The 11884-nt window shown below is 64.3% G+C and carries 10 protein-coding genes; all 10 read left to right on the top strand.

The window, feature by feature from the left end; all coding sequences use genetic code 11:
* The 10 genes from ACIQWO_RS09410 to flhB all read left to right on the top strand — a co-directional run bounded on the left by ACIQWO_RS09410 (position 1) and on the right by flhB (position 11881).
* Entirely contained in the window at positions 1 to 516 is a 516-nt protein-coding gene (locus tag ACIQWO_RS09410; RefSeq protein WP_039394078.1) for a chemotaxis protein CheW, read from the top strand.
* A 77-nt stretch (positions 517 to 593) separates the two neighbouring features.
* Entirely contained in the window at positions 594 to 2903 is a 2310-nt protein-coding gene (locus ACIQWO_RS09405) for a methyl-accepting chemotaxis protein (protein ID WP_402822404.1), read from the top strand.
* 80 nt (positions 2904 to 2983) lie between these two features.
* Positions 2984 to 4774: a methyl-accepting chemotaxis protein gene (locus ACIQWO_RS09400; protein ID WP_402822401.1), complete on the top strand. Its 1791-nt coding sequence runs from the start codon at positions 2984 to 2986 to the stop codon at positions 4772 to 4774.
* A gap of 211 nt (positions 4775 to 4985) precedes the next feature.
* Positions 4986 to 6620, top strand: coding sequence for a methyl-accepting chemotaxis protein (locus ACIQWO_RS09395; RefSeq protein ID WP_402822398.1), 1635 nt, complete (start codon positions 4986 to 4988; stop codon positions 6618 to 6620).
* A 43-nt stretch (positions 6621 to 6663) separates the two neighbouring features.
* The gene (locus tag ACIQWO_RS09390) at positions 6664 to 7605 is read left to right on the top strand and encodes a CheR family methyltransferase (protein WP_402822395.1); all 942 of its coding nucleotides are present in this window, start codon (positions 6664 to 6666) and stop codon (positions 7603 to 7605) included.
* Between the two features lies 1 nt (position 7606).
* The gene (gene cheD, locus ACIQWO_RS09385) at positions 7607 to 8284 is read left to right on the top strand and encodes a chemoreceptor glutamine deamidase CheD (RefSeq protein ID WP_046290196.1); all 678 of its coding nucleotides are present in this window, start codon (positions 7607 to 7609) and stop codon (positions 8282 to 8284) included.
* Positions 8281 to 9360, top strand: coding sequence for a chemotaxis response regulator protein-glutamate methylesterase (locus ACIQWO_RS09380; RefSeq protein ID WP_150578070.1), 1080 nt, complete (start codon positions 8281 to 8283; stop codon positions 9358 to 9360). Before cheD ends, ACIQWO_RS09380 begins: the two co-directional genes overlap by 4 nt.
* A gap of 145 nt (positions 9361 to 9505) precedes the next feature.
* Positions 9506 to 9904, top strand: coding sequence for a chemotaxis response regulator CheY (cheY, locus tag ACIQWO_RS09375; RefSeq protein WP_039401766.1), 399 nt, complete (start codon positions 9506 to 9508; stop codon positions 9902 to 9904).
* Positions 9905 to 9957: 53 nt separating this feature from the next.
* Positions 9958 to 10581 (top strand): protein phosphatase CheZ, encoded by a 624-nt coding sequence (gene cheZ, locus ACIQWO_RS09370; RefSeq protein ID WP_402823879.1) that lies wholly within the window; start codon positions 9958 to 9960, stop codon positions 10579 to 10581.
* A 148-nt stretch (positions 10582 to 10729) separates the two neighbouring features.
* Positions 10730 to 11881, top strand: coding sequence for a flagellar biosynthesis protein FlhB (gene flhB / locus ACIQWO_RS09365; RefSeq protein WP_402822390.1), 1152 nt, complete (start codon positions 10730 to 10732; stop codon positions 11879 to 11881).
* Positions 11882 to 11884 lie beyond the last annotated feature (3 nt).

Below are 11884 nucleotides of genomic sequence, written 5' to 3'. Positions count from 1 at the left end.
ATGGACAACCTTTCGCAAGAGCAGGCCGTATCGCGCCACGCAGGCGCCATGCAGACCGATGGCGACGGCCAGGAATTTCTCGTCTTCACGCTGGGTGAAGAGGAATACGGCATCGACATTCTGAAGGTGCAGGAAATTCGCGGCTACGACGCCGTGACCCGTATCGCGAACGCGCCCGAGTTCATCAAGGGCGTGATCAATCTGCGCGGCATCATCGTGCCGATCGTGGACATGCGCATCAAGTTCCGTCTGGGCCGCGTCGAGTACGACACGCAGACGGTCGTGATCATTCTGAACGTGGCGGGCCGCGTGGTCGGCATGGTCGTCGACGGTGTGTCGGACGTGCTCACGCTCGCACGCGGCGAGATCAAGCCGGCACCGGAGTTCGGCGCGCAACTGGCGACCGAGTACATCACGGGTCTGGGCACGGTCGAAGGCCGCATGCTGATCCTGATGGACATCGAAAAGCTGATGACCAGCGACGACATGGCGCTCATCGAGCGTTTGGGGAGCTAAGTCCCCTTACCGCAGGCGGGGCGAGGCCCCCGCCGCGTCACCCTTCAGACATCACCCAGTCCACGGAGACCGAGCACGTGCGCGATAACCAGCCCGTTACCCAGAACGAACTCGTCATCGGCGAGCATCAGTATCTGATCTCTCGGACGGATCTCAAGGGGCGGATCACGTATGCCAATCCCGCCTTCGTGGAGGTGAGCGGCTTTTCGCGTGACGAACTGCTGGGGGCGCCGCACAACATCGTGCGCCATCCCGATATGCCCTCCGAGGCATTCGGCGATCTGTGGCAGACGATCAAACGCGGTGACACGTGGAGCGGGCTGGTCAAGAACCGCCGCAAGAACGGCGATTTCTACTGGGTGCTGGCCACCGTCACACCCACGCTCGAAAACAACGCCGTCGTCGGCTATACGTCGGTGCGGGTGCGTCCGGCCGCAGGCGCGACAGCGCAGGCCGAAGCGATCTACGCTCGCTTCCGTAACGGACAGGCGGGCAATCTGCGTATTCGCGGCGGTCAGGTCGAGCGCGGTGGTATTGCGGCGCTCGCGCGCCGTGTGCGTCTCGACACGTTACGCGCACGCCTGACCTGCATCATCGTGCTCGGCGCGAGCCTGCTCGCCATCGTCGGTGGTTTGGGTCTTTGGGGCGTTTCGAGCAGCAACGCCAAGCTGCTGAAGGTGTACCGGAACGGCATGGTGCCGGTGAGCACGCTCGGTGTCATCGGCCAGAAGCTCGACCGCGACGTGCTGCTGGTCGCCGAAGCCGTCGGCAGCCCGAATCTCGACGCGATGAAGCGCGCCGGTGACGAAATCGCGGGCAGCCTCGATGAGATCAACCGCCAGTGGGCGGAGTATATGAAGACGGTTGACGACAGCACGCGTGCGCAAGCCGAGCGCTTCGATGTGATCCGTCAGCGCTTTACGTCCGACGGTTTGTTGCAGACGGTCGAGATGCTGCGTGTCGGTTCGGCCGAAGGTGCACAACAGACGTACCTCGAAAAGGTGAAGCCGGCCTACGAGCCGATGCGCGACGAGCTGAATGTGCTGACGCGCCTCGAACTCATGCAGGCGACCGATCTGTATCAGCAGTCGCAGAAAGAACACACGATTGTGCGTGCGGCGACGGTCGTCGCAGTGCTGGGCGGCATTGTCGTGCTGTTCCTGCTGGGCACCATCCTGCGTCGCGCGATCAACCATCCGCTGCGCGTCGCACTCGGCATGTCGAAGCAGATCGCGGCGGGTGACCTTACCGGCAAAGCCGAAGGCATGGGCCGCGACGAAATCAGCCAGTTGCTGTTCGGCCTGTCGGTGATGAAGAACAGCCTGCTGTCCATCGTCTCCGATGTGCGCGAAGGCATCCAATCGATCAACATCGCCTCGCGTGAAATCGCCGCGGGTAATACGGATCTGTCGGCACGCACCGAACAACAGGCTGCGTCGCTGGAGCGGACGGCGTCGTCGATGGAACAGCTGACGGCCACCGTCAAGCAGAACGCTGACAACGCCCGTCAGGCGAGCGCGATGGCCGTGAACGCTTCGGAGATCGCTGCACGTGGCGGTCAGGTGGTGGGCAACGTCGTCGACACGATGCAGGGCATCTCGACGAGTTCGCACAAGATCGTCGACATCATCAGCGTGATCGAAGGCATTGCGTTCCAGACCAACATCCTTGCGCTGAACGCTGCAGTGGAAGCGGCGCGCGCGGGTGAGCAGGGACGCGGCTTCGCTGTGGTCGCAGGCGAAGTGCGCACGCTGGCGCAGCGCAGCGCGGCCGCCGCGAAGGAAATCAAGGTGCTCATCGAAGATTCGGTGGGACGCGTGGAAAACGGCTCGACCCTCGTGGCGCAAGCCGGTCACACGATGGACGAGATCGTGCAGGCCGTGCAGCGCGTCACCGACATCATGGGCGAGATCTCGGCCGCATCGGCCGAGCAGTCGAGCGGCATCGAACAGGTCAACCGCGCCGTGACGCAGATGGACGAAGTCACACAGCAGAACGCGGCACTCGTGGAAGAAGCGGCGGCAGCGGCGGGCTCGCTGGAAGATCAGGCGCATCGTCTGCACGACGCCGTGTCCGTCTTTCGTGTGGGCGATGCCCTCCAGGCCGCTGACTCACCGACCGTGCGCCAGGCGGCCTCAAAGCCGGTGGCAGCATCGGCAGCCGAAAAGAACACCGCCTCTGCCGGGTCTGCTCGCGCAAGCGCAGGCGGCGCTGCCACGCGAACGGTTACGCGCCGTCCGCAGGCCAGCGCACCGGCAGCCAACGCACAAGAAGATGCGCAGGTGCTGCAACTGGCGGCGCGCCAGGGCAAGACACAGCCCGACGGCGCGACGGGGTCGTCTTCGAATACAAAGGCGAGCGCCCCGGGCGACTGGGAAGAGTTTTGACGGTTTGTTGGTGCAAAGAGACGAGATTGTTGTGATGGATCAACCGGCTACGGGCCGGTCTTCACGGGGTAGAGGTCGTTATGTTTAAGAATGTCACCATCCGGGCGCGGCTCACGCTGGCGCTGGGACTCTTCATGGTGCTGCTGGTCGTGAGCGCTGCGGTGGGTCTCGTCTCGTTGCGACAGAGCAATGCGTCGCTGCAAGAGATCTACAGTAACGACATGGCATCTGCGCGATCGCTGGCACAGACCACGATTTCGACGTTGGGCGCACGCGTGACGCTCTCGCGCATCGAGTTCATCGCCGATCCGACCGAGATCAAATCGGCGATCGACAGCGTGCGCAACAATCTCAAGAAGGCCGACGACTCGTGGGCGAACTACGCCGCCCTGCCGATGAACGACGGTGAGAAGGCGCTCGCCGATGCCGTCATCGCGGCACGCGGCAAGGTCAACAACGACGGTATCCTCCCCGCACTCAAGGCCATCGAGTCGGGCGACATCCCCGACTTCCACGCCAAGACCGTGATGGACGTGCCGCGTCTGTTCGCCGACTACACGAAGGCGATGACCGCGCTGGCCGACATGCAGGTCAAGAACGCCGAAGACCGCTATGTGGCGGCACAGGCCCGTTACACGATGGTGATGTGGATGGTCGGCATCGGTCTGGGCCTTGGCCTGATCGTCGGCATCATCACGCAGATCACGCTCACGCGCGCCATCGTCGGCCCGATCGACGACGCGATCCGCCACTTCGAGAAGATCGCCGGTGGCGACCTCACGCAACGCATCGAAGTGTGGAACGAGACCGAGACGGGACGCCTGTTCAAGGGCGTGAAGCACATGCAGGACAGCCTCGTGCGCACCGTGGCGGAGGTCCGTTCGGGCACCGAGTCGATCACGTCGGCGGCACAGCAGATTGCCGCAGGCAACACCGATCTGTCGGCACGTACCGAGCAGCAGGCCGCATCGCTGGAAGAAACCGCGTCGTCGATGGAACAGCTCACGGCGACCGTGCGACAGAACGCCGATAACGCCCGTCAAGCCAGCCAACTGGCGGTGAACGCCTCGGAAATCGCCACGCGTGGCGGTCAGGTCTCCGGCCAGGTCGGAGAGACGATGGACGGCATTTCGACCAGCTCGAACAAGATCGTCGACATCATCAGCGTGATCGACGGCATCGCGTTCCAGACGAACATCCTCGCGCTGAACGCTGCTGTGGAAGCGGCGCGTGCAGGCGAACAAGGCCGCGGCTTCGCCGTGGTCGCAGGCGAAGTGCGCACGCTGGCGCAGCGCAGCGCGGCGGCCGCGAAGGAAATCAAGTCACTGATCGAAGACTCGTCGCGTCGCGTGCAGGACGGCACGGCGCTCGTTGCGCAGCAAGGCCACACGATGCACGAGATCGTGCAGGCGGTGAAGCGCGTGACGGACATCATGGGCGAGATCTCGGCAGCGTCTGCCGAACAGTCGAGCGGTATCGAGCAGGTCAACCGCGCGATCACGCAGATGGACGAAGTGACGCAGCAGAACGCTGCGCTGGTGGAAGAAGCGGCAGCGGCCGCCGGTTCACTGGAAGAGCAGGCCAATCGTCTGAAGACGACGGTCTCGGTGTTCCGTGTGGACGCGAGCCAGGTCGCGACGGGCTACGCAGCCCCGGCGCTGGCGGCGCTCCCGTCGGCAGCCCCCGCCGCGCGCCCGACGCCGGTGAAGAAGAAGGCAGCAGCCCCCGCCGCATCGGCAGCACCGGCATCGGCCGCTGCACCGAAGGCGGCGCCTGCACCGGCACCGCTGCGTAAGCCTGCACCGGCTGCCGCAGCACCGGCCACGCGCACGGGCACGGACGACGCAAACGGCGATTGGGAAACCTTCTGATCGTATGACGTGATGGTGGCCGTCGTGCAGCGATGCACGCGGCAATAAAGCAGTAACTATAGGAACGGTGCACGCACCTCGCCTGGCGACTCAGTACCGCCGGGCACCCCGAGGGGCGTGTCGGCAAGTGGCAACAATCGGTAAGACAAAAGCCGTCGTGCGTGCTGCATCTCATGCAGTGCCACGGCAGGCGGGTAGTGGAGGTCACATCATGATGCAGTTGAGTCTCAAAGCAAAACTCTGGTCGGCGCTTGCGCTTATGTGGCTGGGGCTTTTGATTCTCGGTGGCTGGGCTGCCTTGCACGAGCGCAGCACGATGATGTCGGAGCGGCGTGCGGCAGTGCAAAACGTCGTCACGAGCGCTGACGGCATTCTGCGCGACTACGCAGCGCAGGCAGCGGCGGGCAAAATCACCGTCGAAGAGGCCAAACAACAGGCCATGGCGCGACTGAAAGTCATGCGCTACGGCGAAGGCGGCAACGGCTATGTGGTGATCTTCGACACCAAGCCGACCGTCCTCATGCATCCGACGCTCGCCGATCTGGTGGGCAAGGACGTCTCCAACTACAAGGATTCGAACGGCAAGCTGCTCTACGTCGAAATGGCCCGCGTGGCCAAGGACAAGGGCGCAGGCTTTGTCGACTATTACGGACGGGTTGCGGGCAGCGACCAGCGCATGGCCAAGCTCTCGTTCGTAAAGTACTTTGCGCCGTGGGACTGGGGCATGATGAGCGGCGTGTATGTGCAGGACGTAGACGAGGCCTTCTACGGCACGCTCATTCGCTTCGGCATCGCACTTGTGCTGATCGGCGGCATCGTGACGGCCGCAATGCTCGTGATCATCCGCAACGTCCAGCGTAGCCTCGGCGGCGAACCGGAGTACGCGGCGGGCATCGCGCACCGCATCGCGAGCGGCGATCTGCACAGCCACGTCGACGTGGCCCCGGGCGACACGCACAGCCTGCTCTACGCCATGCAACGCATGCAGCACACGCTGGCCGAGACCATCTCGCAGATCCGTCAGGGCACCGAGTCGATCACCACGGCCGCGCATGAGATCGCTGCGGGTAACACCGACCTGTCGGCCCGTACCGAACAGCAGGCGGCGTCGCTGGAAGAAACCGCCTCGTCGATGGAGCAGCTCACGGCGACCGTGCGCCAGAACGCCGACAACGCGCGTCAGGCCAGCCAACTGGCAGTGAATGCATCGGAAATCGCCTTGCGTGGCGGCGAAGTCTCGGGGCAGGTCGGGGCGACGATGGACGGCATCTCCACCAGCTCGAACAAGATCGTCGACATCATCGGCGTGATCGATGGCATCGCGTTCCAGACGAACATCCTCGCGCTGAATGCCGCCGTGGAAGCGGCGCGCGCGGGCGAGCAGGGTCGTGGGTTCGCCGTGGTCGCAGGCGAAGTGCGCACGCTGGCGCAGCGAAGTGCGGCCGCCGCGAAGGAAATCAAGGCGCTGATCGAAGACTCGTCGCGCCGCGTGCAGGACGGCACGGCGCTCGTGACGCGTCAGCGTCAGACCATGGAAGAGATCGTGCAAGCCGTGAAGCGCGTGACCGACATCATGGGCGAGATCTCGGCGGCGTCTGCCGAACAGTCGAGCGGCATCGAACAGGTCAATCGCGCAGTGACGCAGATGGATGAGGTGACGCAGCAGAACGCGGCGCTCGTGGAAGAGGCGGCGGCTGCCGCCGGCGCGATGGAGTCGCAAGCGCAGGAGCTGCGCGCGGCCGTGTCCGTCTTCCAGACGGGCGTGGCGGCAAGTGCGGGGAGCGTGCATGCGATTGGCGCGTCCCGACGCGAACCGGCGGCACAGCCGCTGGCCCGTGCGGCATAAGCCTTAAGCGCTGTCCGACGTAATTCGACGCAACCGAGACATCATGACCGATTCGCGCAACACCTCGCATCTGACGCGTCGCGGCGGCTCCGGCCCCGATGGCGACGCGGGTTCGCGCAGCGCGGATTTCGCGCGCGCCAGTGGCGCCGCCCTGTCGGGCGAGCGCGACTTTGCGTTCTCGCTGGCGGACTTCAGCCGTATTCGCAATCTGATCTACCAACGCGCCGGGATCGCGCTGGCCGAGCACAAGCGCGAAATGGTTTACAGCCGCATCGCGCGACGTCTGCGTGCGCTGGGCATGACGAGCTTCACCGAATACCTCGACATGCTCGAAGCCGACACCGGCGACGGCGAGTGGGAGTCGTTCACCAACGCGCTGACGACGAACCTCACGTCGTTCTTCCGCGAGTCGCACCATTTCCCGTTGCTCGCCGACTTCGTGCGCAATCGCCCCAAGCCGATCTCGGTATGGTGCTGCGCGGCGTCGACCGGCGAAGAGCCGTATTCGATTGCGATGACGCTGGTCGACACGCTCGGCTCGCGCCCCAACGCTACGGTACTGGCCACCGACGTCGACACGCAGGTCCTGGCACGCGCTTCGGCCGCCGTTTACAACGGCGAGCAGACCGGCAAGATCTCGCAGGAACAGCTGCGCAAGCACTTCCTGCGCGGCACGGGCGCGAACTCAGGGAAGATCAAGGTGCGTCCCGAATTGCAGCAACTGGTGACGTTCGAGCCGCTTAACCTGCTCGCCCCGTCGTGGCAGATCGGCGGGCCGTTCGACGTGATCTTCTGCCGCAACGTGATGATCTATTTCGACAAGGCCACGCAGGCGCGCATTCTCGAGCGCTTCGTCCCCTTGCTCAAACCGGACGGCCTGCTGTTCGCCGGGCATTCGGAGAACTTCACTTACGTGAGCCGGGCGTTCCGTCTGCGTGGGCAGACGGTGTACGAACTGGCCGGCGCCGGAGCACGGGGAGCCTGACATGGCAGCACAGCCATTGGCCGAAGCACTCGCGACCAACCATTACTTCGACAATGCGTTCAATACGCAGGCGGTGAAGCTGCTGCCGTCGGAGTATTTCGTCACGACCGAAGACATCATGCTCGTGACGGTGCTCGGTTCGTGCGTGGCCGCTTGCGTGCGCGACAGCGTCACCGGTATCGGCGGCATGAACCACTTCATGCTGCCGGACGATGGCGAGAGCGAGCGCGATCGGCTACTCTCTGCGTCCATGCGCTACGGCGCATATGCGATGGAAATGCTCATCAACGAGCTGATCAAGCTCGGCGCACGACGCGAACGTCTGGAGGCGAAGGTCTTCGGCGGCGGCGCGGTGCTCGCGGGCATGACCACCCTGAATATCGGCGATCGCAACGCGAACTTCGTGTTGCGCTATCTCGAGATGGAGCAGATTCGCGTGACTGCGCAGGATCTGCTCGGACCGCATCCGCGCAAGGTGTGCTTTTTGCCGCGCACCGGGCGGGTGATGGTCAAGAAGCTGGGCGACCGGGGCGATCCGGCCATCGTTCAGCGGGAACAGGCGTACGCGCAGCGTCTGCGTGCACGCGAAGTACGGGGCTCCGTAGAACTCTTTGCGCCACCGGCCAGAAATGCCAAGCCTCGGCCGGGGCCTGACAACCGAAAAATGGAGGAGGCTTGAGCGAACCAATCAAAGTCCTGTGCGTGGACGATTCCGCACTCGTGCGCAGCCTGATGACCGAGATCATCAATGCGCATCCGGACATGACCGTAGTGGCGACCGCACCCGACCCGCTCGTGGCGCGCGATCTGATCAAGCAGCACAACCCGGACGTGCTCACGCTCGACGTCGAAATGCCGCGCATGGACGGGCTGGACTTCCTTGAGAAGCTCATGCGCCTGCGTCCGATGCCGGTGCTCATGGTGTCGTCGCTGACCGAGCGTGGCTCGGAAGTCACGATGCGTGCGCTCGAACTCGGCGCGGTCGATTTCGTGACGAAGCCGCGTCTGGGCATTCGTGACGGCATGCTCGAATACGGCGAGATGATCGCCGACAAGATTCGTGCGGCCGCCCGTGCCCGTGTGCGCAGCGCCCCGCCCAAGAGCGCGGCCCCGGTGGCGGTGGAAGCCGCGCCGATGCTGCGCAATCCGCTCGTGTCGACGGAAAAGCTGATTATCATCGGCGCGTCGACGGGCGGCACGGAAGCGATTCGCGAAGTGCTCGTGCCGATGCCGCCGGACGCCCCGGCGATTCTCATCACGCAGCACATGCCGGCGGGCTTCACCAAGTCGTTTGCGCAACGCCTGAACGGGCTGTGCCGCATTACGGTGAAGGAAGCCGAGCACGGCGAGCGTGTGCTGCCGGGCCATGCGTACATCGCACCGGGCGGCGACACCCACCTGCAACTCTCGCGCAGCGGCGCGAACTATGTGGCCGTGCTCGATCCGGCGCCGCCGGTGAATCGACATCGTCCGTCGGTCGATGTATTGTTTCGCTCCGCGGCCGTACATGCCGGACGTAACGCCATCGGCGTGATTCTCACGGGCATGGGCCGCGACGGTGCGGCCGGTCTGGTCGAGATGCGCCGTGCCGGTGCGCACACGTTCGCGCAGGACGAAGCGAGCTGCATCGTGTTCGGCATGCCGCGCGAAGCCATTGCCATGGGCGGCGCGGAGGAAGTGGTGCCGCTGCACGAGATGGCCCGAAAAGTGCTTCATCAGGTCGCGAAATTCGGCGAACGCACGCAACGGGTATAGTTCGGCTTTTGGCGTTGTTTTTGGCTTGTTTTCGCCGTATGGTCCGCAACAATTTGCGTTCACACTCAGGGCACTGAGTGATGGCGGAACTTGCCCCTGAATATTGTCGGCCCCCCAAAGGGGAGCCGGCAGAATTGGAGTGATGATGGTAGACAAGAATATGAAATTCCTGGTCGTCGACGATTTTCCGACGATGCGCCGCATTGTGCGAAACCTGCTCAAGGAGCTGGGTTTCTCCAATGTCGACGAAGCGGAAGACGGTGTGGCGGCGCTGGCCAAGCTGCGCGGCGGTAGTTTCGAATTCGTGGTGTCCGACTGGAACATGCCGAACATGGACGGCCTGACGATGCTCCAGACGATCCGTGCCGACCCGAACCTGGCCAAGCTGCCGGTGCTGATGGTCACGGCCGAAGCCAAGAAGGAAAACATCATCGCCGCCGCCCAGGCTGGTGCGAGCGGGTATGTGGTCAAGCCGTTCACGGCTGCGACCCTCGATGAGAAGCTGGGCAAGATCTTCGAAAAAATGGAAAAAACGGGGGCCTGAACGTGACCCACGAGTCGAGCACTGAATGGCCGGCTGAGCCGGGCGGCGCTTACGTGACCGGCGAGGCCGATCCGGCGGAGCGCATGCTGATGCGCATCGGGCAGTTGACGCGCATGCTGCGCGACAATCTGCGCGAACTCGGTCTGGACAAGCAACTGGAGCAGGCGGCCGAGGCGATTCCCGATGCCCGCGACCGCCTGAACTACGTCGCGACCATGACGGAACAGGCGGCCGTGCGGGCGCTGACGGCCATCGAACTGGCCAAGCCCATTCAGGACCGTCTCGAAGCGGACGCCAATGCGCTCGACGCGCGCTGGGCCAAGTGGTTCGATCAACCGCTGGAACTCGACGACGCGCGTCAGCTCGTCACCGAGACCCGCACCTACCTGCGTCGCGTGCCGGACGACACCCGCGCGACCAACAACCATCTGATGGAAATCATGATGGCGCAGGACTTCCAGGATCTGACCGGGCAGGTCATCAAGAAGATCATGGAAGTGGTGCAGGAGATCGAGAGCCATCTGCTCCAGACGCTGCTCGAGAACATGCCGCCCGAGAAGCGCAAGGAAGCCGAAGACTCGCTGCTCAACGGGCCGCAGGTCAAAAAGGAAGGCCGCACCGACATCGTGGCCGATCAGGGACAGGTCGACGACCTGCTCGCCAGCCTCGGTTTCTGAGCCCGCCGCCAGCCGTGCCCCGGCTGGCGGAATCGCGCTTGCGCGAAATACCGCCCAATCCCGCCTCTATTCCCCCCTTTGTGACTTGACGGTTACGGCCATAATCGGTCGCGATAGGGTGGGTTCGTCCGCCCGCTGTGGATAGGGCATGGCTGAGGAAAGCGATCTCGAAAAGTCGGAATCACCGACTCCCCGGCGCCTGGAGAAGGCGCGCGAGGAGGGTCAGGTCGCGCGTTCGCGCGAGCTTTCGACGTTCGCCCTATTGGCCGCCGGTGTCGCCGGGATGTGGATGACGGCCGACCGTATCTCGCAGGGATTCGCCCAGTTGATGCGCCACGGCATGCAGTTCGAACCGGGCACGGCGATGGACACGCGCCGCATGCTGTCGTACGCCGCGCACTCGGGCGCAGACGCCCTCATGGTCATCGCGCCGCTCTTCGTCGCCCTCGTGATCGCGGCCATCGTCGCACCAATGGCGCTGGGCGGCTGGCTGTTCACCACCAAATCGCTCGCCCCCAACTTCGGCCGCTTGAACCCGCTCAAGGGTCTTGGCCGCATGTTTTCGACGCAGGGACTGGTTGAGCTGATCAAGGCCGTGGCCAAGACCGTGCTCGTGGGCGGCGTGGCGTACTGGGCGATTGCCCGGGACAAAGAAGCCGTGATGGGCCTGATGACACAGTCGCCGCGCGTGGCGCTGCCGTATGTGGGCGAAATGATCGTGGTGTGCTGCGCGTTTATCGTGGCGTCGCTGCTGCTGGTGGCGGCCATCGATATCCCGTTCCAGCTGTGGCAGCACTATAAGAAACTGCGCATGACCAAAGAGGAAGTGCGTCAGGAAAACAAGGAAACCGAGGGCGATCCGCACGTCAAGGCGCAGATCCGTCAGTTGCAGCGTCAGGCCGCGCGCCGACGGATGATGCAGGACGTGCCCAAGGCCGACGTGATCGTGACGAACCCGACGCACTTTGCCGTCGCCCTCGAATACAAGGACAACATGCGCGCGCCGCGTGTGCTCGCCAAGGGCACCGATCTGGTCGCGCAGCGTATCCGTGAGATGGGGGCAGAGCACCGCATCCCGATCCTCGAAGCTCCGCCGCTGGCCCGTGCGCTGCACCGTCACGTGGAAATCGGTCACGAAATCCCGGCTACGCTGTACACGGCCGTGGCCGAAGTGCTGGCGTGGGTCTTCCAGCTTCGCCGCTGGCGTACCGAGGGGGGCATCGAGCCGTTGACCCCGTCGGATCTGCCTGTGCCGACTGAGCTCGACGCGCCCCGGCGCCTCGGGTCGAAACGAGTGTAACGA

The organism is Pandoraea sp. NPDC090278, assembly GCF_044772185.1.
Classification (GTDB): domain Bacteria; phylum Pseudomonadota; class Gammaproteobacteria; order Burkholderiales; family Burkholderiaceae; genus Pandoraea.
This window is presented reverse-complemented; position numbering and strand designations above follow the sequence as displayed.